A 23,865-nucleotide genomic window follows, 5' to 3' on the forward strand; every position below is an offset into this window, starting at 1 on the left:
CAACAGATACACGAAACAGAAAACGTGCTTTTGAATACGCGTAGCGGTCCGACCTGCTCTGGTTGCGGAGCCACGTAAATCCGAATACCCAGCTGGGAGGCCGGGAACTGCGTCAGGGTGAGCGGGCCGCCGGTCGATGATCGCCCGGATGGCCAAGGCCGGACACCACGATCCGGACGGCGAACGCGCTCGCCGGCAGAAGGGACGAGGGTGCCCGGGGACGGGGAGCCAAGCGATCAGGACGCTGAACGCACTGCGCAGCGCGAGCGTTCCCGCATCGCCCGCGAGCTGACCAGTGCGGTCGCGGGACTCCCCGCCGCCGCGATACCCGACGCGCTGTACCGGGCCTGCGTGACGCTCCTGCCGGAGGTCTCCGGCCTGTCCGCCTCGCTCGCCGACCCTGGCACGGGCACCAGCATCGTGCTCTTCGCCAGCGGCGACGTCGCCTCGGAGCTGGCGGAGACCCAGTTCACGCTCGGCGAAGGTCCGTGGACGGAGGCTCTGCGATTGCGGGCCCCGGTGCTCGCTCCGGACCTGACGCGCGGCCCGAACGCCAGCCGGTGGCCGCTGTTCACGGTGAAGGCGGCCAGGATCGGCGTCGAAGCCGTCTTCTCCGTGCCGTTGACGGATGCCGCGGGCCCGCTGGGCGAACTGGACCTCGGACAGGCGCTGACGGACGCGGCCGTCCTGTCGCTGATGCACTGGGCCACCGAACCCCGTCACGACGACGTCACCACCCGAGTGCAGAGCGCCATCGCCGCCAAAGCCACCCTGGAGATCGCCAAAGGCATGATCGCCGCCTACCACGACGTGACATCCCCCAGGCCGGACGCCTCCTCGCCGACCACGCCGCCCGTCACCGGACCAGCCTCGCCGACACCGCCCTCGCCCTCGCCCTGGTCGACCGCACCATGGAACCAGCCCTCATCCTGAACACGCCGACCGGATGATGACGACTGCGACTCGTCCTCCACGACCCGGCGGCAGTGCGTGACAGGCGACGAGGCCGCGCGGCTGCTCGGTGTCACCGTGCGCGCGGCCCGCGTCTGCCGGCGGCCGTCAGCCGTCCTTGCCCATGGCCTTGCGTACGGCGTCCCGGGTGCGGTCGACCAGGGCCGTGATCGGGCCGAGGGTGAGGTTCTTGGCCGCGGACTCCGTGCCGGGGTGAGGGTGGGTGGGAGCCATGGCCTCGGCTGCTTTCAGGGCGGTGGCCATGGAGGTCAGGAGAGCCGTGTCCGCGTGGCGGCGGATGTGGTTGAACTCGTAGCGTTCCTCGGCGCGGGCGTGCCGCATCACGTCCGTGCGCAGGGTCTGGAGCTCGGTCAGGAACTTCGGGTCGTCGGTGTCCATGGTGTCCAGCCGCGACAGCAGCTCCTTGGCCTCCCGTTCCTCGGCCAGCCGTGCCTCGACGATCCGTGCGCCGTCGGGCACGGCGCTGCGGGTGAAGGGGTGGATCACCTCTTCCTCGGCCGTCTCGTGCACGGCGAGGAGCTGGACCAGGTGACGGAAGGCGGTCCTGCGTTCGTCTCCGGTGGTGCGCTCGACCTTGTCGAAGAGGTTGCGGATGTCGCCGTGCTGACGCATCAGGAGGGCGACCACGTCGGCGTCGCTTGCCGCGATCCCGGCCATGTCAGCTCCTCTCGCGTGAGGCGACGTCGGGGTGCTCGCCCTCGGACTCGATGCGGTACTCGCGGCCGAACATCTCCCGGTGCTGCGCCATCACCCGTTCGCTGGGCGGTTCCCCGCCGCCGTGGATCTGCTCCTGCATGCTCTCGAAGCGCTCGTGTGCCTCGCGGACATAGCCGGTGCCCAGGGTGGTCAGGTCCATCTGGGTGTCCAGCAGACCTCGTACGAACTGCTTGTTCTCCTCGAAGGTCAGGACGTTGGGCAGCTCCGGGGCGAGGATCTCCTGCGGTTCGCGGCCGTCGTGGCGGCGCATCAGGTCGCAGGCGATCTGCAGATGAGTGAGCTCCATGTTCAGATGCAGCTCCCAGATCGCCTTGACCTTGGGATCGGGCTCCTGCTCCATGAAGGAGTGGTACAGGTAGCACTCGTTGTATTCGTGGTTGACGAGCTGCTCCCACCAGCTCTCACCCGGGTCGACGAGGGACTCGTAGTGCGTGACGTGCTCCTCCTCGATGAGCCCGATCTCCTGGTAGAGCTGGCGGGCGATGGGCTCCATGTACTGGGGGCCGACGTTCATGTAGAAGTTCATGGTCTGCTGCTCCGCCGACATGATCGTCAACGCGTGCAGCCGGGACAGCGGGCTGACGGTCGTGCGGTCGTAGGGTTCACGCACGTTGTCGGCCGGATGGCGGTGGTGGAACTTGGTCGGTCGTCCCGGCATCACCTCGGTGAGCCCCTCGACGATCGACTCCGCCTTGCGGTGCTCGATCATCTCGTAGAGGTTGGCGTACCGGTACAGGTGGTCGAAGTCCTCCAGGACGCCGAACTCGTACGCCTGCTTCAGATACGGGTCCGGTTCATGACGGGCGATCCAGCCGGTGAGGTCGACCGCGACCTGCTCGTAGGCGATCGTGGTCTCCAGCACGGAGGAGAGGCCGGGCAGCAGCCAGTTGACGGCCTTCTGTTGCTGGTGCTCGATGTAACGGACCTCCGCCAGCTGCCGTTTGACGTCTGGGTCGGGACAGTGGCGGGCGAACTGATGACTGAAGAGGATCGCCTCGACCTCGATGCCGTTCATCGTGATGATCCGGCACTTGGTGTACGGGTCCCCGTGGTCGGGGTCGACGGGCTCGACGTCGAGCTCCCGCCAGTTGCGCAACTGGCGGTCCAGAGGGATGCCTTGGTGTTCCAGAGGGTTGAAGCCCATGAGGTCTCCTCGGCTGGGGCCGCAGCGGAGCCGCGCGAGTACCCGCGCCCATTCCCCCTGTAACCAGAACGTGAAGGCCGCGGAAAGGAATCGGTCAGACCGAGGAGGGGCGTCTCCGCCGTGGGTCAGGTCGATGAGCCGGTGTCGGCCGCAGCCGTAGACGGCGGTTCCTTGGGCTGCGTGGGGAACAGCAGGGCGGTGGCGGCCCTGGAGTGCAGGGAGTCCAGCGTGTTGATCTGCCGCTCCGCCCTGCGCAGCAATTCCTCCAGGCGGTCGGCGTCCAGGCGCGCGTCCTGTGCCGCCGCAGCGAGCAGGCCGCGCCACAGGGCCTCCTTGCCGAGCGCCCCCAGCCGCAGGGCTTCCAGCTCGACCAGCAGCGCGAGCCCTGAACGGCGCACCAGCCGCCCATTGGGCTTGGCCCGTCCCGCCTTCTCACCGAGCCACGCTCCGTGGACCTTGTAACGCCGGACCGGGACGTCGAGGTCACCGAGGAGGCGTACCAGGGCCTGCCGGTCCTGCGAGATCTCCTTCCGCAGGTTCTCCAGCGCCTCACCGAAGGGCGACCCCCGGTGCTCCTGAGCCGCCCGGGCGGCAAGCTCGACGCCCGCCGTCGCCCCGGCCAGGTGGTCGTTGAGGTAGATCGCCAGCCGCTTGTGCCGTGTCGGACCGTCCTGGGAGGCCCGTGCCGTCGTGTTCAAGGTTCTCCTCCGGCTGCCGAAGTCCGGTGATGACCTCCGAGTGCCCCCACCGGGCCGCCCGTCAACCGATCTGTCCCGAAAACCCGGCGTCGGCCACGCGCCCGGGCCCGTCCGGCGGCGACGTACCAGCTCACCCCCGTCAGCAGGGCCATGCCGGCTTCCGCGAGGTCGCCGCCGTAGCACATCCATGCGGGTCCGGCAGGGGGCGGCGCCGTACGTCACCGGGTCCTGGGCGGCTCAGTGAGAACGCGGTGTCCCCATGACGCCCGGCTGTACGGCTTTGTAGCGTTCGGCCGGTGTCAACTCGGCTTCGTTTGCGTCGCGTTGACCTGCATCACTCGGTCGGGTGGCCGCTCGTGTGCTCGCGACACCCTGCGGCATCGACCGGGGCCTGGCTCACGCGTCGCACGCACTGACCGAACGGTGTTGGTGGTTGACAGGTGTCCGCGCAGATCAGGTAGAAGAGCGAACTCGGGGAAGGAGCTCATCATGGCAAGTGCACGGCCCGAGACGGGGATTGTGGTGCTGCCGGTACAGGGTGCTCGGCAACCTGCGGTGCGAACGAGGTCGCTTCGCCGTCCGGATGGCCGCCCTCATCAGCCGTGGGAGGATGCCGACGCTTCAGGCCGAAGAAGACCGGCGAGGTCCGTGGCGTGCGCCGACTCGTCCGCCGCGACCTCCAACGGAGCACAACAGTCGTGAGCCCGCCGCCTGCCGGCGACGCTCGATAGCTCAGCGGCAGCACGCTACGGCGCCGTCCCGCCGACGATTCACCGGTCGAGCCCTTTAGCGGCCACCAGACCCGCCTCCCCTCCGGGAGGCCCACACACACATGGGATACGGACATGTCTCCTACCGGGCATGAGCACTCGGCAGCTCCCGCGCTGCTCGCCCTGGTCGACGCCCCGCTGCGCGGAGACGACGACGAACGCCTCCTGTCCCGCCTCGCCCGCACCGTCACAGGTCTGTCCGGTGTGGAGGCGGCGGGCTGCAACCTCCTCGACACCGACGGCCGGCCCGCGCTCACCGCCGCGACTCACGACAGCGCGGACCAGCTCGAACGCGCCCAGAGCGAGTTCCTCGAAGGGCCCTGCCTGGACAGCGCGCGCACCAACAAGGCCTTGGTCAACGTGTCGATGACCCACCCGCACAGCCGGTGCCGGTGGCCGCGCTACTCACAGCGGGTCCTCCAGGCGGGCTTCACCGCGGTCACCGCTCTGCCCATCCGGCACGAGGTCGGCGTCACGGGGTCGCTCAGCCTCTACCACCAGCGCGAAGCCCTGTGTGAGGAGGATGTCGCGTGGGGCCGACTGCTGGCCTCCGCCGCCGCTATCAGCCTGGCCCACCGCAACACCCTGCTCCGGGCGCAGACACGCGAACGGCAGTTGCAGGCGGCCCTCGACAGCCGCGTCCTGATCGAACAGGCCAAAGGCCTCCTTGCCGAACGCTTCGACTGCACCGTGGACGACGCTTTCGATCTGCTGCGCCATCACGCCCGCACCCATCAGCTGAAGTTGCTCAACCTCGCCAGGCAGGTCATCGACGACCGCGCCACCGGCGGACCGTTCGCGCGCAAGCGAGACTGACCGGACAGGTGCCCCCGTGCCGCGCCGGAGGTTCGGTGATTCAGGCTCCGTGTTCGGGGGCGGCGGTCCGCATCCTGGCGTGGGCGGCGCGGAGCCGGTCGTAGCGGTCCACGTCGGTCCACAGGTCACGGTCTGCGGGGCGGCCTCCGCACCAGGCCCAGATGCCGGCCAGGACACACGTGACCAGGGGAATGAGCAACCACATCAGGGCGGTCACAGGTACCTCCATTCGGCCCGGCACGCCGTGCACGAGGCGTGCCGGGCCTGCTTCTCATTCGCTGCTTGCTCTGCCTCGCTTTCCGGTGTGTCTCGGTCACCTCGTGATCTGGCGGGCCTCCTTGTCGCCTCGGGTGATTTCGATACGGCGTGGCTTGGCCTGTTCGGCCACGGGGATGCGCAGGGTGAGTACGCCCGCGTCGTAGTGGGCGTCGATCTTTTCGACGTCGAGTGCGTCGCCCAGGAAGAGCTGACGGCTGAAGACGCCGTAGGGGCGTTCGGCGACCAGCAGATCGGCGTCCTTGGCGTCGGGTGCGGGCCGCTCCGCCCGTACGGTCAGGACGTTGCGCTCCACGTTCAGGTCGACGGTGTCCGGGTCGACGCCGGGCAGGTCGAAGTGGACGACGAAGCTGCCCTCACTCTGGTATGCGTCGATCGGCATGGCAGCCGGCCTGGCGACGGTGCCGAACGCCTGCTGGGTCAGCTGCTGGGCGAGCCGGTCGAGTTCCCGGAAGGGATCCGTGCGGATGAGCACCATGGTCCAACTCCTTTCGCCTGGTCGGTCGGGTCCGCCCGGGCTCCGGGCGCCCGGAGTGCGTTCGGTAATGCGTATACCCCGCCCGCTCATACTTGACAAGAGGGCACTCAAGTTTTATCCCTGGCGATAGGCAAGTATGAGCGGAGACAGCAGCTCGCGGCAGGTAGGGAGGTGGCTGCCTTGGGGTCGCGGAACCTGTACGACGTACTGGGCGTGAAGCCCTCGGCGACGACCGAGGTGATCACCTCCGCGTTCCGTGCCCGAGTGCGTGAGCTGCGCCCGGACATCCGGGTGGATGCCGTCACCGCGGAGCGGTTCGGGCGGTTGCGGGCCGCTTACGACACCCTCCGCGACCCCGGACTGCGCGCCGCCTACGACCGCGAGCGCGCCGCGTCGCGGTGGTTCTGGTGGTGGGCGGTCCACCTCCCCGTACGAGCCGCCGCTGCGGGCGGGACCGGTCCGGTGGGAGCGCGGACCGTGAGGGCATCCGCCGACCAGGAAACCCGGGCGACAACGTGAGGAAGGAGAACGCAGATGGCGCGCTCGGTCGGCATCGGCCTCGGCCTCGGCCTCGGCACCACGAACTCGGTGGTCGCGGTCCTCGAAGGCGGTGTACCCACCGTCGTCACCAACACCGAGGGAGCCAGGACCACCCCGTCGGTGGTGGCCTTCGCCAAGAACGGCGAGGTCCTCGTGGGCGAGGTCGCGAAGAGGCAGGCCGTGACGACCGTGGAGCGCACCGCACGCTCGGTGAAGCGGCATATGGGCGACCACGACTGGCGGTTCCCGGACAGCGGGAGCGTCGACGGCAAGCGGTACACCGCGCAGGAGCTCTCCGCGCGAGTGCTGCAGAAGCTGAAGCGGGACGCTGAGGCGTACCTGGGTGAGGACGTCACCGACGCGGTGATCACCGTCCCGGCGTACTTCGACGACACGCAGCGCCAGGCCACGACGAGCCGAAGGCGAGCTGACCTCTGTACGGACATCCTGCGCCCCGGGCCGGGGACCGCCTGCTGCGCCCGGCCCAGGTGAAAGTCGCCGGGCACGTCGGCCGGAGCGGAGCCGGCAGGCCCCGCGGATGACGGGAGGGAAGACCATGACACGGCGGAAGGAGGCAGCAAACCGTACGGTCTCACGCGCACCGGACCGGGTGATCCCGATCGTGGGCGACCTCGATGTCGCCACCGTCGCGGACTTCCGCGTCCGGGCGCTCAGCATGCTCGACTCCGACTGGCAGCCGCGGAGCCCGTCGGGTTCCCGCTCTGGCCGATCCGCCGCGGGAACCATCCTGCAGCGCATGGTCTCGCGCGTCAGCCGGAGCAGCCGTCCCGCCAGGTCGTCGGCGACCACGCCGTGGCTCAGGCGGGCGTGGTGTGGAGTTCGCGTACCAACTGCGGGGTGAGCAGTTCGCCGGCGCGGTCGGCGAGGACGGCCATTTCGTAGCCGACCAGGCCGACGTCGCATCCCTCGGCGGCGAGGACGCCGAGGCAGCTGCCGTCGCGGATGCGGCCGACCATGAGGAATCCGCCGAACATTTCGATCATGACGAGCTTCATGCCGCGGAATCCGTGTGCCGTCGCCGCGTTCTGGGCGAGGCTGGTGATGCCGGAGACGATGGCCGCGAGATGGTCGGCGCGGTCTCGGCCGAGTGTGTCCGAGGCGGCCATCAGCAGGCCGTCCGAGGAGACGGCGACGGCGTCGGTGACACCGTCGGTGGTGCGTGCGAACTCCGAGATGAGCCAGCCGAAACTCTGGACGGCGGTGGTCACGATGACGCTCCTTGGGTGGTTCGGGCCTCGGCACGGGCGACACCTGCTCTGAAGCCGTTGAGCAGGGAGGAGACAGCGGGCCGGGCGGGCGGGGGTGAGACGGAGGGGTTTTCCACGGGGGCGAGCAGACGACCGGGGAGGGCAAGAAGTGCGGACAAGCCGCCGCCCGGAGTGTCGAAGAGGTGGACCTGGGCGCCTTCACCGAGACGGTGGGCGAGCCTGCCGACGACGAGGTGGCCGAGGAACCGCGTGGGCGCGGCCAGGAAGGCCTCCTGCCCGGGATCGCGGAGGCGGGCGTTGGCGCGTTCCTTGTCGGCCTCGGACATGCCGACGCCGTGGTCGACGACGGCGAAGCTGTATGTGTCGTCCTCGGGGTCGTACCAGCCGTGCACCTCGACCGGTTCGGTCGGTGGCGAGAAGGTGAGCCCGTTCTCGATGAGTTCGGCGAGGAGGTGGGCGACATCGGCGACGGCGTGTCCGCGTACCCGTACCGGCTCCACGGTCGCGATCAGGACCCGCCGGTACTGCTCCACCTCGGCGACGGCGGACTGGACGACTTCCAGGCCGTCGGCGGGCGCTGCGGTGGGCCGCGGCGGGTTCTGTCCGGCCAGGACCAGCAGGCTTTCGGCGTTGCGCCGCATACGGGTGGCGAGGTGGTCGAGTTCGAAGAGCTCGGCGAGGGCGTCCGGGTCGAGTTCCTTGCGTTCCAGGCGGGTGATGAGGCCCAGTTGGCGGCGCACGAGGTTCTGGTTGCGGCGGCCCAGATTGGCCAGTGATTCGGTGGTGTTGCGGCGCAGGCCGGCCTGCTGGGCGGCCAGGTGGAGGGCGGTGTCCTCCACCTGGTGCAGGGACGCGGCGACCTCGGCGATCTCCGCGGTCCCGCCCAGTTGCCGAGCATCGGAGCCGGTCGGCACGTCCGACCGCTGGAGGAACTCCCCCTGGTCGTTCGGGGATTGCTGGATCCGGGCGACGGCCTCGGGCAGCCGGCGGCGAGCCACGTCGTGGGCTGCCTCGGCGAGCGCGCCGAGCGGGCGGGTGAGGGAACGCGAGGCGAAAGCGGCGAGTCCTACGACGAGGGCGGCCATGAGCGTTCCCGCGGCGAGGTAGGCGGCGAGGGCCAGCTCGGCGTCGTGGCTGAGCCGGTCGGCCCGATCCCGTACGTCGCCACCGACCGACTGCTGGACGGTGTACAGGTCATCGACGAGTACCGTCATCGCGTCCCACCAGGTGCCGGCGTCGACGTGCAGCGCGGAGCCGTCGGCGGCGCCCGCCGCCTGCTTCTCGTAGGCAGCGGCGCGTCGGGCGTCCTGGGTCGCGAAGGCGTTCTTCAGGGCCGCGCGCTGGGGTGCGGTGGCGACCTGCCGGAAACGGGCTTGGGCGGCGACGCGTGTGGCGCGCACCTCGCTGAAGTCGAGGTACGCCTGGCCGCGGAAGGCGCCTTGGGCGAACACGCCGTTGAGGAGCCCGCGTTCGAGAGCGACGGACTCCTTGACCGCGGCCAGCTCTCGCAACGCCGCAAGGCCGTCGCGCAGTTGACGGTCGGCGCCCGTCGCGGTCTCCGCCACCGGATCGACGGCGTTCAGGGCATCGACGGCGCGCGTGTAGAAGGTGAGAACCGCGTTCGGGTCGGCGGTGCCTGCGTCGGCGGAGGCACGGATGTCGGCCAGCCGTCGCAGGTGACGCTGGAGGACATCGTCGACCGCCCTTTCGGGGCGCATCGCGCGCAGCGCCGTGTCAACGCGCTTGCGGGTAGCGGTGAGTGAGGGGCGGAAGTCCTCCTCGCCACCCAACAGCCCGTTGGTCAGGCCGCGTTCGCGTTGCAGCTGGTGCACCAGGGCCTGGATGCGCAGGCTGAGGCCGACCTCGGTACGGGTCGTCCGTGCGTCGCCGACGGCCTCGGCACGGCCGCTCACAGCGAGACCAGCCACCACCAGCAGCAGGCAGACGGGGACCGTGATGACCACAGCCACACGGCCTTTGATGCTGCGCCAGCCCGGGATCGGACGGCGCTCCAGAGCGGTTCCGTCACGGTGGCGTGGCCCTGAACCGCCCCTGCCGAAGGCGCCCTTGGCGATTGCGCCGAGTCTGCCGAGCAGCGGCCGTACTGGCGTCCACAATCTCATAGTCACGAAGCTAGTCCGGCTGCGATACCGGCCGGTTTCCGACCTGTTAGACCGCGTGGGAACTTCAGTTGCGCCGCCCTCACACCGCAGGCCCGGACACTGTGACCGCGGAGGGCACGACAGGTGGTCGAACTGTCGCTGGTCGATCTCACCTCGTTCACCTGGCGCCTGTTCGCGGGCGAGCCAGGCCAAGGAAAGGCCAAGGGAAAGCAAGGGGGGACAAAAATCTCCCTGCCACGGGTGACGCCTGTGGTGCGAGACTTCCGGCGTGATCAGCCGCCCTGTCGAGGCGAGCGGTCACCCAGTTTCCCGCGGTGGCGTCGATCTCGTGCCTGGTCCCCCGCTGGTGTACACGACTGATCCGTCCGTGACGCAAAGGCGAACGCATGTCCTCTGAACTCCCTGATTCTGCTGTTTCTCCGCCCACCGGAGCCGGTGAGTCCACCTCGGGGCCCAGTCGGCGCACCGTCATCGCCACCGGTGTCGCGGTGGGCGGTGTCGTGGTGGCCGGAGGAGCGTTCCTGGCCGGTGCCGAGGAAGCGACCGCCGCGGGTACGGCCCCTTCCAGCCGTGTGTCCCTGACGGTGAACGGCACCCGCCGCACCGTGACGGTCGACAACCGCACCTCGCTGCTGGACCTGTTGCGCGAGCACCTCGACCTGACCGGCTCCAAGAAGGGCTGCAACGCCGGTGCCTGCGGGGCCTGCACCGTGCTGGTCGACGGCCGGCGGGTCAACTCCTGTCTGACGCTGGCCGTGCGGCTGGAAGGCGCCGAGGTCACCACCATCGAGGGACTGGCCAAGGGCGACCGACTCCACCCGCTGCAGCAGGCGTTCGTCGACGAGGACGCCTTCCAGTGCGGCTACTGCACGCCCGGCCAGATCATGTCCGGCGTCGGCTGCATCCAGGAAGGTCACACCGGCTCACCGGAGGAGATCCGGGAGTACATGAGCGGCAACATCTGCCGCTGCGGCTGCTACGTCAAAATCGTGCGCGCGGTCGAGCAGACCGCCGCCCGCAAGTAAGGACCAGCCACCATGCACCCCTTCTCCTACACCCGCGTCAGCAGCGTCCCGGAAGCCCTGGCCGCCGGCAGACGCGGCGGCCGCTACATCGCCGGCGGCACCACGCTGGTCGACCTGATGCGCGAGACCGTCGAAACCCCCGACACACTCGTCGACATCAGCGCCCTGCCCCTGCGCGAGATCACCGCCACCGCGGGCGGCGGCATCCGCATCGGCGCCCTGGTCCCGATGGCCACCGCCACCGCCGACCCGAAGCTCAACTCCCTGTTCCCGGTGGCCGCCCAGGCACTGCGGGGCGCCTCGGCACAGCTGCGGAACATGGCCACCATCGGTGGCAACATCATGCAGCGCACCCGCTGCACCTACTTCCGCGACATCACCGCCGACTGCAACAAGCGCGAGCCCGGCTCCGGCTGCGCCGCCCTGGGCGGCTACAACCGCGGCCACGCGATCCTCGGCGGCTCCGACCACTGCGTCGCCACCCACGCCTCCGACTTCGCCGTCGCCCTCACCGCTCTCGAGGCAACCGTCGACCTGCGGGCCCCGGACGGCAAGGAGCGCAGCCTTCCCTTCGCCGACTTCCTGCTCCGCCCCGGCGACACCCCGCACCGCGAACAGGCCCTCAAGCAGGGCGAGTTGATTACGGCCGTGGAGATACCGGCGTATCCGCGTCCGCTGAAGTCGGCCTATCTGAAGCTCCGCGACCGGCAGTCCTACTCGTTCGGGCTCGCCTCGGCGGCCGTCGCGCTGCACATCCGGGGCGGGGTGATCCGCGAGGCGAAGGTCGCCGCCGGCGGTGTGGCGACCGTCCCGTGGAAGCTTCCGGCCGTCGAGCGGGCCCTGATCGGCGAGCGCCCGTCGGACCGTCTGTGGGCCGAGGCCGCACGCCACGCGGCCGACGGTGCCCGCCCCCTCCAGCACAACCGGTTCAAGGTCGAGCTCCTGCAACGGACCGTCGAACGCCAGCTGCGCACCGTAGGAGAAATGGAATGAGCCCTCAGCCGCAGGCAGCCGTCGGTGCACCCCTGTCTCGGGTGGACGGCGTGCTGAAGGTCACCGGCAAGGCGGAGTACGCCGCCGAGCACGACCTCAAGGGTGTCGTGCACGCTGTCATCGTCGACGCGAGCATCGGCCGCGGCCGGATCAGATCCATCGACACCCGCGCCGCCGAGAAACACGCCGGTGTGCTGCGAGTCATCCACCACGGCAGCGCCCCGAAGCTCCCCTACCGCGACAACGCCGGGTCCAACAACCCGGCCGGGCGCAGACTTCGGGTCTTCCAGGACGACCGGGTGCTCTTCCACGGCCAGCCCGTCGCCGTGGTGGTGGCGAGCACATTGGAGGCCGCGCAGCACGGGGCGAGCCTCGTGAAGGTCCGCTACGACGCCGAACAGCCCTCCACCGACCTCACCAAGGCCACACCGGGCGAGCCCACTCGTTATGCGCGCGGGGACGCGGAGGCGGGGCTGCGCTCCTCGGCCGTACGACTGGACCTGACGTACGAGCTGGCCCGCAACCACCACAACCCGATGGAGCCGCACGCCACGGTCGCTCGCTGGGACGGCGACAAGCTCACGGTCTGGGACAAGACCCAGTGGATCATGGGCACGCACGATGAGATCGCGGCGGTCTTCGACCTGCCCGCGGACGCGGTCCGGGTCATCAACCCGTTCGTCGGCGGCGGGTTCGGCAGCGGACTGCGCTGCTGGCCGCACACGATCGTCGCGGCGTTGGCCGCGCGGGTGACGCGTCGGCCGGTGAAGCTGGTGCTCAGCCGCAAGCAGATGTACTTCGGCACCGGTTTCAGGCCGTCGTACGAGTACCGGCTGCGGCTGGGCAGCGACCGGCGCGGTCGCCTGAACGCCGCGATCCACGACATCGACGCCGAGACCTCCTCGTACGAGACGTTCAACGAGGCGGTCATGCTGGCCGGGCAGATGCTCTACAGCATGCCGAACGTCCGTCAGGCGTACCGGCAGGTGCCGCTGGACGTGAACACACCGATCTGGATGCGCGGACCCGGTTTCGCCTCGGCGTCCTTCGTGATCGAGTCGGCGATGGACGAGCTCGCCCACCGCCTCGACATCGACCCGATCGAGCTGCGCCGGCGCAACGAGCCGAGCGAGGACGAGTCGACCGACGAGCCCTTCTCCACCCGGCGGCTCAGCGAGTGCTACACCGTGGGCGCCCGCGAGTTCGGCTGGGACCGCCGTAACCCGAAGCCACGCTCGACGCGGGACGGTGACTGGCTGATCGGCCTGGGCATGGCCACCGGCGTGTACGACCCGGGACGGTTCCCCGCGCAGGCCCGGGCCCGGCTGGACGCCGACGGCACCGCGGTGGCCGAGGCCGCCACCAGCGACATGGGGCCGGGCACCTACACCGCGCAGACCCAGGTCGCCGCGGACGCGCTCGGGCTGACCATGCGCACGGTGACCTTCCGGCTCGGCGATTCCCTCTATCCGCCGACCTCGCCGCACGGCGGCTCCGCGACCATGGCCAGCGTCGGCTCGGCCGTCGTCGAGGCCTGCAACAAGGTACGGCAGCAGGCGATCAAGCTGGCTGTCGAGGACCGCGAGTCCCCGCTGTACGGCGTGAACGCGGACGACGTGGTCGTACGCAACGGCCGACTGCACGTGCGCGACAACCCCGCCCGCGGGGAGACGTACAAGAGCCTGCTGGCCCGCAACGACCGCTCCCACCTGGAAGCGGAAGGCTCCTACACCGGAGCGGGCAGCGACCGGTCCGCCTATTTCGCCTACAACGCCACCTTCGCCGAGGTCGCCGTGGACGCCACCCTTGGACTGGTGCGAGTACGGCGGATGCTCGGCGTCTACGACGCGGGCCGCATCATCAGCCCCAAGCTCGCCGACAGCCAGGCGCTCGGCGGAATCGTGGGCGGCATCGGTACCGCGCTGCTGGAGCACACGGTCACCGACCACCGCGACGGACGGATCGTCAACGCCAACCTCGCCGACTACCTCGTCCCCGTGAACGCCGACATCCCCGACATCAGGGCGATCTACCTCGACGGCGAGGACAACGCCGGGAACCTGCTGGGCGTCAAGGGACTCGGCGAGGTCGTCCAGGTGGGCGTGGCCGCGGCGATCGGCAACGCGGTCTACAACGCCACCGGCCGACGGATCCGCCAACTGCCCATTACCGCCGAGGCGTTGCTCTGACACCACCGCCTCCCTGAACGGGTCCGGCAGCCGAACCCCCCGTACGGCTGCCGGACCTCCCAGGCCGCCGCCGCGCATACTCCCCGTCGACGCGGCGGCGGCCCGCTCACCTTCTGCGACAGCGACCGTCTGCTCTGGAGACCTCCATGCTCAACATCGCGGACATACTGCACCGTTGGTGCCGCGAGGAACGCCCCTTCGCCCTGGCCACCGTCGTCGACATCACCGGCAGCGCACCCCTGCCCATCGGTACCTCGGTCGCGGTGGACGAGGACGGCAACGCGGTCGGCAGCATCTCCGGCGGCTGCGTGGAGGGCGCGGTGTACGAACTGTGCCAAGAGGTGCTCCAGGAGCAAGGCGCGCCACAGCGTGTCCGGTTCGGCTACTCCGACGACGACGCCTTCGCCGTGGGCCTGACCTGCGGTGGGGATCTCGATGTGTTCGTGCAGCGTGTCGATCCGGCCGCACAGCCGCATCTCGGCGCGGCGCTCGCCGAGGCGGTCGAGGGCCGACCCGCCGCGGTCGCCCAGGTCGTGGACGGGCCCGAGAGGATGCTCGGCGCCACTGTAGGCGTCCTCGGCGACAGTTGGATCGCCGACAGCGCCCTCGGCGACGGGCCGACCGGCCGGGCCGTGGCGGACCGTGCCACCGCCCAACTACGCACCGGGCGCACCGCGTTCCTCGTCCTCGGCGGCGACGCCGACACCTGCCCCGAGAAGCTCTCCGTCCTCGTCCATGCTGCTGCCACCCGCCCCCGCATGCTGGTCTTCGGCGCCGTCGACTTCGCCGCCGCCCTCGCCCAGGCCGGCCGATTCCTGGGCTATCACGTCACCGTGTGCGACGCCCGCCCCGTCTTCGCCACCACAGCACGCTTCCCGCACGCCGACGAAGTGGTCGTCGACTGGCCCCACCGCTACCTGGCACAGACGGCCGTGGACGCCCGTACCGCGATCTGTGTCCTCACCCACGACGCAAAGTTCGACATCCCCCTGCTGAAGCTGGCACTCGACCTGCCCGTCGGCTACGTCGGCGCGATGGGCTCCCGGCGCACCCACGAAGAACGCCTTCTCCGGCTGCGCGAAGTCGACGTCACACCTGAGCAGTTGGCCCGGCTAAGGTCCCCGATCGGCCTCGACCTCGGCGCCCGCACGGCCGAGGAGACGGCGATCTCGATCACCGCGGAAATCATCGCTCACGCCGACCAAGCGAGTGGCTTGCCCCTGGCCCGGGTCAGCGGCCCGATCCATCGCGGCTCCGGGGCGGTGCCGGAGCCGGCGCGGTACGGAGGAGGAATGGTCTCAGGAACGTGCTGACCGACACTTACGGCCGGCAGGCCACCGACCTGAGAGTCTCGCTGACCGACCGGTGCAATCTGCGCTGTACGTACTGCATGCCCGAGGAGGGCCTGCAGTGGCTGGCCAAGCCCGATCTGCTCACCGACGACGAGATCGTCCGCCTGATCGACATCGCGGTCACCTCGCTGGGCATCCAAGAAGTCCGCTTCACCGGCGGCGAGCCGCTGCTGCGCCCCGGCCTGGTGGGCATCGTGGAGCGCGTCGCGGCCCTGGAGCCCCGCCCCCAGATGTCGCTGACGACCAACGGCATCGGCCTCAAACGCACCGCGAGCGCCCTGAAGGCGGCGGGCCTGGACCGGGTCAACGTCTCCCTGGACACCCTGCGCCCGGACGTCTTCAAGACCCTCACCCGCCGCGACCGCCACAAGGACGTCATCGAGGGCCTGTACGCGGCCCGCGAGGCGGGCCTGACCCCGGTCAAGGTCAACTCGGTCCTGATGCCGGGCCTCAACGACGACGAGGCCCCCGACCTGCTGGCCTGGGCCGTCGAGCACGACTACGAACTGCGCTTCATCGAGCAGATGCCGCTGGACGCCCAGCACGGCTGGAAGCGCGACGGCATGATCACCGCGGGCGACATCCTCACCTCCCTGCGCACCCGCTTCGACCTGACCGAGGAAGGCTCCGAAAAGCGCGGCTCGGCCCCGGCCGAACGCTGGCTGGTGGACGGCGGCCCGCACGTCGTGGGGGTCATCGCCTCGGTCACCCGCCCGTTCTGCTCCGCCTGCGACCGCACCCGCCTCACCGCCGACGGCCAGGTCCGCACCTGCCTGTTCGCCACCGAGGAGACCGACCTGCGCGCGGCCCTGCGCTCCGGCGCCCCGGACCAGGAGATAGCCCGCATCTGGAAGGTCGCGATGTGGGGCAAGAAGGCGGGCGCGGGCCTGGACGACCCGACCTTCGTCCAGCCGGACCGCCCGATGTCCGCGATCGGCGGCTAGGGAACCTGCCCCCGCTGCACGTCGCCACATTCCTTGAATGCCGACAGGTCGCGGCAACAACGGCAACGGCAACGGCAACGGCAACGGCAACGGCAAGTTCGTAGTGGCCTTCCTCGCGCAACCGCTCAGATCGGTCAACGGCGCACGCGATAGCTGTGCCAGATGAGTGCTGCTGACACCGGCCGCCACTCTCAGGTCGCCGATCGTCACACAGCTCGGCCGCGGGCATCGTCCAATGCGCGGGTGGGCGTGGTGACCACGCAGCCGTCGGCGTACTCGGCGGTCTCGATGTCGGTGGCGGCGCGGATACGGAACGGCGCCCCGAGGTTGACGATGAGCAGGGCCGCCGGCATCGGCGGCAGCGTCAGCCGGGCGCACGGCGGTGCACCCTCCAGGTAGTACAGGTCGTCGATCAGCCCGTCCAGCGGCGGTCGCGGCACTCTGGACACGTACTCCACGCGCACAGTATCCCCGGCATCGAAGCCGGGATGGGTGAAGACCCGGAAACGGGAATCGCTTCCGGAGCGAGATCACTTGCCGCTCCGCCGCGAAGCAGGGAGAAATTCCTCCCCCTTACAGAATGCCCGTGCGGTGCGATTCTCTACTGCGTCCGCACTTCGCAGCGGTCGCACGTCGCCCTGAAAGAGAATGCCATCGAATGTCATCCACGACCGGCAACCGACCCCGCAAACTGCCCTTCGTCGTCTTGGTGCTGTCTGCCGGAACATTTCTCATGGGCACCACCGAATTCGTCATCGCGGGCTTGCTGCCCGAGATCGCCGACGATCTGAATGTCTCCCTTCCCCAGGCGGGTCTGCTGATTACGGCGTTCGCGGTGGGCATGATCGTCGGCGCACCGGTGATGGCTGTCGCGACGCTGCGCCTGCCCCGGCGCTCCACTCTGATCCTCGCGCTCGTGGTCTTCGCCCTCGGCCACCTGGTCGCCGCGCTCAGCTCGTCCTTCGCTCTTGTGCTGGCGGCCCGCGTGGTGACCGCGTTGGCCACAGGGACGTTCTGGTGCGTCGGTGCGGTCGTGGCCACGAACGCGGCGGGGCCGACGGCGACGTCACGGGCCCTGGGCATGCTGCTGGGAGGCCTGACGGTGGCCACCGTGGCCGGCGTACCGCTGGGCGCGTGGCTGGGGCAACTGTCGGGCTGGCGCGGGCCGTTCTGGGTGCTGGCCGCGCTGTCGGCCGGCGCGGCGGCGGTCATCGGCCGGTACATCCCTGCCGACGAGCGACGTGAAGCGCCGTCCGTGCGGGCCGAGTTCGCCGCGTTGCGGGATGTCCGGGTCTGGCTGACGCTGAGCTCCATGACGCTGCTGATGGGCGGTGTCCTGGCGACGTACACCTACATCTCGCCCCTGCTCACCGAGCGGGCCGGTATCCCCGCCGGAGCCGTGCCCATGGTCCTGACCGGCTACGGCCTGGGCGCCCTGCTGGGCACCACGGTCGGCGGGCGCCTGGGCGACCGTCGCCCACTTGCCACGCTCATCGTCTCCGCCGCCCTGACGACGTTGGTGCTGTTGCTGTTGACCCTGCTCTCCCCCAACCCCGTGGCGGCCGTCGTCCTGGTCATCCTCCTGGGGATGACCGGCTTCGCTCCCACCCCGGTGCTCGGCGCGCTGGCCCTGCGCTTCTCCGGGTCCGCCCCCAATCTCGTCTCCGGGCTCAGCGGCTCGGCACCCAACGTGGGCATCGCCATCGGCTCCTGGACGGCCGGCATCGCCCTGACCTCACCGCTGCGGCAGGCCGGGCCTCCGCTGGTCGGCACAGTGGCCGCCGTCCTCACCCTCGTACCGCTGACCGCCCTCGCGCTGATGCGCGCCACCCGGTCCGAGACGCCCCCGCCGCGAGCGGCCGCGGACCAGTCGGTCGGGGACGGGCTTCAGGACGACGCGCGTCCTCGCCCTGCTCGCGCCGCATCCGCCGCACGCAGCGCCGGAGGTTCCGACGGTGGGTGCCGATCCGGTCGAGAGTCCGGGCCCTGCAGGGACAGCGGCAGCTGACGCGCCTCTGCAAGGCGCCAACTGCCGTCCCGGGCCACCGGTCAGCGGAGGGGTGAGGAGGGCTCCATGTTCTGGTCGGCGGCCCAGGAGGCGAGGATGCCCAGCCGCTCGTGGGTGGCAGAACCCGGGGCGGCGGTCCAGACGGTCAGGTGCTGGTCGGGGTCGGTGTTGGCGGTGAGGGTGTCCCAGTCCAGGACGAGTTCGCCGACCACCGGGTGGTTGAGGGTCTTGGTGCCCACGGTGCGGGACGCGACCCGGTGGTCACCCCACCACCTGGCGAACTGCTGGTCGCGGGTGGACAGTTCACCGACCAGCTCGATGAGGCGGGGGTCCTCGGGATACTGCGCGGCTTCCATCCGCAGCTGTGCCACGGCGATCCGCGCCGAGCTCTCCCAGTCGGCGTACAGGCCGCGCAGCGCCGGATCGGTGAAGATGAGCCGCGGGTAGTTGCGGTGCTTCTCGGGGATACGGGAGAAGTCGGTGACCAGGGCTGCCGCCAGCGCGTTCCACGCCAGAATGTCGCCGCGCCGGCCCTGCACGATGGCGGGGGTGGCGGTGAGGTCGTCGAGTACCCGTTGCAGCTGCGGCTGGACCTTCTGTCTGCCGTGGCGGCGGGTGCGGGTGGTGGTCTTGCCCGCGAGCTGGAAGAGGTAGCCGCGCTCGTCGTCGTCCAGGTGGAGGACGCGGGCGATGGTGTCCAGCACAGGGGCCGACGCCTGCATACGGCCCTGCTCGAGCCGCGTGTAGTAGTCCGTGCTGATGGAGGCGAGCTGAGCGACCTCCTCACGGCGCAGTCCGGCCACCCGGCGGGGCCCGCCCGTCTCCGGCAGCCCGACCGTGCGCGGGCTCAGTTCGGAGCGGCGCTTCTTGAGGAATTCGCCGAGCTCATTGAGCGGAACGTTGCTGGTCATGCTTTCCATCCTGATGAGGCCGGCAGGTGGTGGTCGGCGGCCCAGGAGGCGAGGATGCGCAGACTGTCGTGCGCGGAGGTTCCCGGGGCGGCGGTCCAGACCGTCATGTACTGGTCGGGGTCGGTGGTGGTGAGGGTGTCGCAGTCGAGGGTGACCTCTCCGACGACCGGATGGATCAGGGTCTTGGTGCCCTCGGTGCGGGCCGCGATCCGGTGGTCGCCCCACCACTGGGCGAACTGCCGGTCATACATGGACAGTTCACCGACCAGCGCGATCATGCGGGGATCCTCGGGATACCGCGCCGCTTCCCTCCGCAGCTGCGCCACCGTCACCTGCGCAGCGGTCTCCCAGCGGGCGTACAGGCCGCGCATCAACGGTTCGGTGAAGAGGAGTCGCGGGTAGTTGCGGTGCTTCTCGGGGATACGGGAGAAGTCGGTGACCAGGGCTGCCGCCAGGGTGTTCCACGCCAGGATGTCGCCGCGGCGCCCCAGGACCATGGCCGGAACGGACGTGAGGTCCTCCAGCACCCGCTGCAGTTGCGGCGGGACCTTCTGCACGCCGCGGCGCCGGATACGGGCTGTGGTTCGGCCCGCGAGCTGGAAGAGATGGCCGCGCTCGTCGTCGTCCAGGTGGAGGACGCGGGCGATGGTGTCCAGCACAGGAGCCGACGCCTGCATACGGCCCTGCTCGAGCCGCGTGTAGTAGTCCGTGCTGATGGAGGCGAGCTGAGCAACCTCCTCACGGCGCAGTCCCTCGACGCGGCGCGGCCGGGTGGTCGACGGCAGTCCGACCGTGCGCGGGCTCAGCTTCGAACGGCGCTGTTTGAGGAACTCTCCCAGTTCGTTCAGGGCGGCATTGCTGGTCATGCTTCCCAGCATTACATCGATCGCACCCGGGGAAGGGGGGAGAATTTCCTCCCTGGATGTTTCTCTCCCCCGATAGATTCCTCCGCTTTTCCCGCCCGCCCCCGCGTGTGAGGCTCGATTCCGAGCAGTCATTCCTGCCTTTGGCTGCGGCTCACCACCCTCGTACAGAAGGAAGCCCCCATCATGCGCGGAGCAGTCATTCACGCCCCCGGCGACGTGCGCTTCGAGACCCTGGACGACCCGCGGATCAGCCGGCCGACCGACGCCGTGATCCGCACGGTCGCCACCTGCGTGTGCGGCTCGGACCTGTGGCCCTACCGCGGCGCTGAACCGGTGGACGAGCCCCATCCGATGGGGCACGAGTACGTCGGCATCGTCGAGGAGGTCGGCAGCGAGGTCACCCACGTCAAGCCGGGCCAGTTCGTGGTCGGGTCGTTCGCCACCTCGGACAACACCTGCGCCAACTGCCGTAACGGCTGGCAGTCCAACTGTCTGCACCGCGAGTTCATGAGCACCTGCCAGGCCGACTACATCCGCATCCCCAACGCCCACGGCACTCTGGTCGCCACCGACGAGCACCCCTCCGCCGAGCTGGTGCCCAGCCTGCTGGCCGTCTCCGACGTGATGGGCACCGGCTGGTACGCCGCCCTCGCCGCCGAGGTCAGGCCCGGCTCCACCGCCGTGGTCGTCGGCGACGGCGCGGTCGGCCTGTGCGGCGTCATCGCCGCCAAGGAGCTCGGCGCGGAACGGATCATCGCGATGAGCCGCCATACGTCCCGCCAGCGGCTCGCCCTCGAGTTCGGCGCCACCGACATCGTCACCGAACGCGGCGACGAAGGCATCGCCCGCGTCAAGGACCTCACCGGCGGCATCGGCGCCGACAGCGTCCTGGAATGCGTCGGCACCCCCGAGTCCATGCGCCAGGCCCTGCACACCGCCCGACCCGGCGGCAACGTCGGCTTCGTCGGCGTCCCGCACGACGTGCAGGTCGACGGCCAGGAGCTGTTCTTCTCCCAGGTCGGCCTGCGCGGGGGCCCCGCCCCGGTGCGCCGCTACCTGCCCGACCTGATCGAGCGGGTCCTGTCCGGCCGTATCAACCCCGGCAAGGTCTTCGACCTCACCCTGCCCCTGGACCAGGTCGCCGAAGGCTACAAGGCCATGGACGAACGCCGCGCCATCAAGGCGCTGCTGAAGCCCTGACCCGTAAACCGTCCCGCTCTCGGGGGCAGGCTCCCCAAGCCCGGCCCCTCCCCCACCAAGGACACACCGTGACCACCTTCGCCCTCATCGGTGCCGGGCCCGGCCTCGGGCTCGCCACCGCCCGCCGCTTCGGAGCCGCCGGCCACTCCGTCGCTCTCCTCGCCCGCGACACCCAGCGCCTGGACAGCCTGACGGCCGAACTGGCCGACGACGGTATCGAGGCCCGCGGTTTCGCCGCCGACGTCCTCGACCTCGAGTCCCTGACCGCGGCCCTGTACGCGGCCGCGACAGCCCTGGGGTCCATCGAGATCCTCCAGTACAGCCCCGTCCCGCGCGCCGACTTCATGAAGCCGGTCCTCGACACGAGCGCCGACGACCTCGACGCGCCCCTGGCCTTCTCCGTCAAGGGCGCCGTCACCGCGGTGAACGCCGTCCTGCCCGGCATGCGCGAACTCGGGCGCGGCACCCTGCTGTTCGTCAACGGCTCCAGCGCCGTACGCCCCAACCCGAACGTCGCCGGCACCTCGGTCGCCTTCGCCGCCGAGAGCGCCTACGCCCGCATGCTCCACGACACGCTCGCCCCGCAGAACATCCACGCCGCCCAGCTGATCATCCCCGGCGCCATCCGGCCCGACGCCGAACACAGCAGCCCCGACGCCCTGGCCCAGCGCCTCTACGACATGCACCGCGAGCGTGATGCCTTCCGCCACTACGCCGAGCCCCTGCCCGACTGAGTCCCCGGAGCACCCCCATGAACCGCGCCGCCCGCCGCGCCCTGGTCCGCGCCGCTCCGGCAGCCGCACTCCTGCTGGTCGTGACCGCCTGTACCAGCGACTCATCAGCAGGCGGGCCGGTCTCCGCGTCCGCCTCCCCGGCATCGTCGGAGCGGCCGGAGACATCGACATCCGTCGCACCCAGTGCCTCAGCCGACAGGAACACCGCCATGGCCATCCGCGTCACCATCGACGGCCGGCCCGTCGACGCCACCCTGAACGACAGCCCTGCCGCGCACGACTTCGCCGACCTGCTCCCGCTCACCCTCGATCTGGAGGACTTCCACCAGACGGAGCGGATCGCGTACCTGCCGCGCAGGCTGACCACCTCCGGCGCCCCGGACCCAGCCGTGCCCCGGGCCGGTGACCTGGCCTACTACGCCCCTTGGGGCAACCTGGCGCTCTTCTACCGCGACGGCGACTCGGCCTCCGCCGACCTGCTCGTCCTCGGCCACGTCGACGTCGACGCCGACCGGCTGGGCACGGCGGACCGCATCACCATCGAAGCCGCGTCCTGACCGCGTTCCGACTCCGCCATCCCGTCATTCCGCTCAAGGAGAGACCTTTCGTATGCCTTCCACATCCGGAATCACCCCCGGCAAGCTCCCCTTCGTCGTCTGGGTGCTGGCCGCAGGTACGTTCCTGATGGGCACCACCGAGTTCGTCATCGCCGGACTGCTGCCCGAACTGTCCACCGGCCTCGGTGTCAGCACCTCCCAGGCCGGGCTGCTGATCACCGCCTTCGCCATCGGCATGATCATCGGTGCGCCGACCATGGCCCTGGCCACCCTGCGCCTGCCCCAGCGCCGGACGCTGATCCTGGCCCTGGCCGTCTTCAGCCTCGGTCACGTGGTGGCGGCGCTCAGCACCTCCTTCACCGTCGTCCTCGCCGCCCGCGTCGTCACCGCGCTGGCCACCGGAGCGTTCTGGTCCGTCGGTTTCGTCGTCGCCACCGCCGCCGCGGGCCCTGAGAGGGCCACCCGCGCCACCGGCGTCATGATCGGTGGGCTGACCCTGGCCAACGTCGTCGGCGTTCCCATCGGCTCCTTCGCCGGACAGTTCGCCGGCTGGCGCGGCCCCTTCTGGGCCCTGGCCGCCCTGTCCGCGCTCGCGGCCGTCTTCATCGGGCGTTTCATCCCCGCCCAGGAGCAGCGCGCGACCGTCTCCCTGCGCGCCGAGTTCAGTGCCCTGCGCCAGGGCCGGCTCTGGCTGGCGCTGACCGCCGCCATGCTGATCATGGGCGGTGTCCTGGCGACCTACAGCTATGTCACCCCGCTGCTGACCGACCGCGCCGGGATCCCGGCGGGCGCCGTCCCGTTCGTCCTCATCGCCTTCGGCCTCGGCGCCCTGGGCGGCACCACCACCGGCGGCCGTCTCGGTGAGCGCCGTCCGATGGCGACCACCATCACCGCCGCCGCGGCCACCGCCCTGGTCCTGTTCCTGATGATTCCCCTGTCCACCAACGCGGTCACGGCCACCGTCCTCGTCTTCCTGATGGGCCTGACCGGCTTCACGGTGAACCCCGTGGTCACCTCACTCGCCATGCGCTTCGCCGGCGACGCCCCCACCCTCACCTCCGCACTGACCACCTCCGCCTTCAACGTCGGCGTGGCCGGCGGTTCCTTCGTCGCGGGTGCGGCCCTGGACTCCTCCCTCGGACTGACCGGCCCGCCCCTGGTCGGCACGGTCGTCGCCGCCCTCACCCTGCTCCCGCTCATCGCCCTCGCCGTCCACGGCACTTCCGGCAGCAGCCGCATCGTGGCTCAGCGCACTGCCCCGGCCCACGCGCTGACGGACGTACCCGAGCGGACACGGTCGCGTCGCTGAGTCCGGTCGTGAGA

The 23,865-nt window shown here is 70.2% G+C and carries 24 protein-coding genes and 1 pseudogene; 15 read left to right on the forward strand and 10 right to left on the reverse strand.

The features are described 5' to 3' along the window. Positions 1-210 precede the first annotated feature (210 nt). Positions 211-933, forward strand: a complete 723-nt coding sequence (locus OG381_RS03810) for a GAF domain-containing protein (RefSeq protein WP_327714650.1) — start codon at positions 211-213, stop codon at positions 931-933. A gap of 126 nt (positions 934-1,059) precedes the next feature. Here OG381_RS03810 and OG381_RS03815 read toward each other — a convergent pair whose 3' ends face one another. From OG381_RS03815 to OG381_RS03825, 3 genes are all read right to left on the reverse strand, one after another. Then, entirely contained in the window at positions 1,060-1,629 is a 570-nt protein-coding gene (locus OG381_RS03815) for a hemerythrin domain-containing protein (RefSeq protein WP_327714651.1), read from the reverse strand. Position 1,630: 1 nt separating this feature from the next. Beyond that, positions 1,631-2,833, reverse strand: a complete 1,203-nt coding sequence (locus tag OG381_RS03820; RefSeq protein ID WP_327714652.1) for a hypothetical protein — start codon at positions 2,831-2,833, stop codon at positions 1,631-1,633. 125 nt (positions 2,834-2,958) lie between these two features. Beyond that, a complete protein-coding gene (locus tag OG381_RS03825; RefSeq protein WP_327714653.1) occupies positions 2,959-3,531 on the reverse strand; it encodes a hypothetical protein in 573 nt (190 codons plus the stop codon). A gap of 845 nt (positions 3,532-4,376) precedes the next feature. On the opposite strand from OG381_RS03825, the gene OG381_RS03830 reads away from it, so the two are divergent. Further along, positions 4,377-5,117, forward strand: a complete 741-nt coding sequence (locus OG381_RS03830; RefSeq protein WP_327714654.1) for a GAF and ANTAR domain-containing protein — start codon at positions 4,377-4,379, stop codon at positions 5,115-5,117. A gap of 40 nt (positions 5,118-5,157) precedes the next feature. Here OG381_RS03830 and OG381_RS03835 read toward each other — a convergent pair whose 3' ends face one another. Both OG381_RS03835 and OG381_RS03840 read right to left on the reverse strand, forming a co-directional pair. After that, positions 5,158-5,334: a hypothetical protein gene (locus OG381_RS03835; RefSeq protein ID WP_327714655.1), complete on the reverse strand. Its 177-nt coding sequence runs from the start codon at positions 5,332-5,334 to the stop codon at positions 5,158-5,160. Between the two features lie 96 nt (positions 5,335-5,430). Beyond that, positions 5,431-5,871, reverse strand: a complete 441-nt coding sequence (locus OG381_RS03840; protein WP_327714656.1) for an Hsp20/alpha crystallin family protein — start codon at positions 5,869-5,871, stop codon at positions 5,431-5,433. A 180-nt stretch (positions 5,872-6,051) separates the two neighbouring features. Between OG381_RS03840 and OG381_RS03845 the strand changes: the two genes are divergently transcribed. Together OG381_RS03845 and OG381_RS03850 are read left to right on the forward strand one after the other, a co-directional pair. Further along, positions 6,052-6,390, forward strand: coding sequence for a J domain-containing protein (locus OG381_RS03845; RefSeq protein WP_327714657.1), 339 nt, complete (start codon positions 6,052-6,054; stop codon positions 6,388-6,390). Positions 6,391-6,405: 15 nt separating this feature from the next. After that, a pseudogene (locus OG381_RS03850) lies at positions 6,406-6,822 on the forward strand (Hsp70 family protein); the annotation flags it as partial. A gap of 407 nt (positions 6,823-7,229) precedes the next feature. Here the strand turns inward: OG381_RS03850 and OG381_RS03855 are convergent. Continuing rightward, on the reverse strand, positions 7,230-7,640 hold the full coding sequence (locus OG381_RS03855) for a roadblock/LC7 domain-containing protein (protein WP_327714658.1): 411 nt from the start codon (positions 7,638-7,640) through the stop codon (positions 7,230-7,232). Continuing rightward, positions 7,637-9,610 (reverse strand): sensor histidine kinase, encoded by a 1,974-nt coding sequence (locus OG381_RS03860; RefSeq protein WP_327714659.1) that lies wholly within the window; start codon positions 9,608-9,610, stop codon positions 7,637-7,639. Before OG381_RS03860 ends, OG381_RS03855 begins: the two co-directional genes overlap by 4 nt. 539 nt (positions 9,611-10,149) lie before the next feature. Between OG381_RS03860 and OG381_RS03865 the strand changes: the two genes are divergently transcribed. The 6 genes from OG381_RS03865 to OG381_RS03890 all read left to right on the forward strand — a co-directional run bounded on the left by OG381_RS03865 (position 10,150) and on the right by OG381_RS03890 (position 16,432). Beyond that, positions 10,150-10,788 (forward strand): (2Fe-2S)-binding protein, encoded by a 639-nt coding sequence (locus OG381_RS03865; RefSeq protein WP_327714660.1) that lies wholly within the window; start codon positions 10,150-10,152, stop codon positions 10,786-10,788. Positions 10,789-10,800: 12 nt separating this feature from the next. Then, positions 10,801-11,781 carry an FAD binding domain-containing protein gene (locus tag OG381_RS03870; RefSeq protein WP_327714661.1) on the forward strand — a complete coding sequence of 327 codons (981 nt, stop codon included), beginning with the start codon at positions 10,801-10,803 and terminating at the stop codon, positions 11,779-11,781. Continuing rightward, complete coding sequence (locus tag OG381_RS03875; protein ID WP_327714662.1) at positions 11,778-13,970, forward strand: xanthine dehydrogenase family protein molybdopterin-binding subunit; 2,193 nt, start codon at positions 11,778-11,780, stop codon at positions 13,968-13,970. The genes OG381_RS03870 and OG381_RS03875 overlap by 4 nt, the downstream gene beginning before the upstream one ends. Positions 13,971-14,116: 146 nt before the next feature. Then, positions 14,117-15,283, forward strand: coding sequence for an XdhC family protein (locus tag OG381_RS03880; protein ID WP_327714663.1), 1,167 nt, complete (start codon positions 14,117-14,119; stop codon positions 15,281-15,283). Continuing rightward, a complete protein-coding gene (gene moaA / locus OG381_RS03885) occupies positions 15,277-16,266 on the forward strand; it encodes a GTP 3',8-cyclase MoaA (protein WP_327714664.1) in 990 nt (329 codons plus the stop codon). The genes OG381_RS03880 and moaA overlap by 7 nt, the downstream gene beginning before the upstream one ends. A gap of 37 nt (positions 16,267-16,303) precedes the next feature. Further along, positions 16,304-16,432, forward strand: a complete 129-nt coding sequence (locus OG381_RS03890; protein WP_327714665.1) for a hypothetical protein — start codon at positions 16,304-16,306, stop codon at positions 16,430-16,432. Between the two features lie 40 nt (positions 16,433-16,472). Here OG381_RS03890 and OG381_RS03895 read toward each other — a convergent pair whose 3' ends face one another. Further along, positions 16,473-16,724: a hypothetical protein gene (locus tag OG381_RS03895; protein ID WP_327714666.1), complete on the reverse strand. Its 252-nt coding sequence runs from the start codon at positions 16,722-16,724 to the stop codon at positions 16,473-16,475. A 200-nt stretch (positions 16,725-16,924) separates the two neighbouring features. Here OG381_RS03895 and OG381_RS03900 point away from each other — a divergent pair, with 200 nt between their 5' ends. After that, complete coding sequence (locus OG381_RS03900; RefSeq protein WP_327714667.1) at positions 16,925-18,274, forward strand: MFS transporter; 1,350 nt, start codon at positions 16,925-16,927, stop codon at positions 18,272-18,274. A 41-nt stretch (positions 18,275-18,315) separates the two neighbouring features. Here OG381_RS03900 and OG381_RS03905 read toward each other — a convergent pair whose 3' ends face one another. Further along, positions 18,316-19,185, reverse strand: a complete 870-nt coding sequence (locus OG381_RS03905) for a helix-turn-helix domain-containing protein (RefSeq protein WP_327714668.1) — start codon at positions 19,183-19,185, stop codon at positions 18,316-18,318. After that, positions 19,182-20,051: a helix-turn-helix domain-containing protein gene (locus OG381_RS03910; RefSeq protein WP_327714669.1), complete on the reverse strand. Its 870-nt coding sequence runs from the start codon at positions 20,049-20,051 to the stop codon at positions 19,182-19,184. Before OG381_RS03910 ends, OG381_RS03905 begins: the two co-directional genes overlap by 4 nt. Before the next feature lie 183 nt (positions 20,052-20,234). Between OG381_RS03910 and OG381_RS03915 the strand changes: the two genes are divergently transcribed. The 4 genes from OG381_RS03915 (at position 20,235) to OG381_RS03930 (ending at position 23,851) form a co-directional block, all read left to right on the forward strand. Further along, on the forward strand, positions 20,235-21,251 hold the full coding sequence (locus OG381_RS03915) for a zinc-dependent alcohol dehydrogenase family protein (RefSeq protein WP_327714670.1): 1,017 nt from the start codon (positions 20,235-20,237) through the stop codon (positions 21,249-21,251). Between the two features lie 68 nt (positions 21,252-21,319). Further along, positions 21,320-21,985 (forward strand): SDR family NAD(P)-dependent oxidoreductase, encoded by a 666-nt coding sequence (locus OG381_RS03920; protein WP_327714671.1) that lies wholly within the window; start codon positions 21,320-21,322, stop codon positions 21,983-21,985. Between the two features lie 209 nt (positions 21,986-22,194). After that, positions 22,195-22,542 carry a cyclophilin-like fold protein gene (locus OG381_RS03925; RefSeq protein ID WP_327714672.1) on the forward strand — a complete coding sequence of 116 codons (348 nt, stop codon included), beginning with the start codon at positions 22,195-22,197 and terminating at the stop codon, positions 22,540-22,542. A gap of 52 nt (positions 22,543-22,594) precedes the next feature. Next, a complete protein-coding gene (locus OG381_RS03930) occupies positions 22,595-23,851 on the forward strand; it encodes an MFS transporter (RefSeq protein ID WP_327714673.1) in 1,257 nt (418 codons plus the stop codon). The last annotated feature ends 14 nt before the right edge of the window (positions 23,852-23,865 follow it).

This window comes from Streptomyces sp. NBC_00490, from assembly GCF_036013645.1.
In the GTDB taxonomy this organism is placed as follows: Bacteria; Actinomycetota; Actinomycetes; order Streptomycetales; family Streptomycetaceae; genus Streptomyces; species Streptomyces canus_F.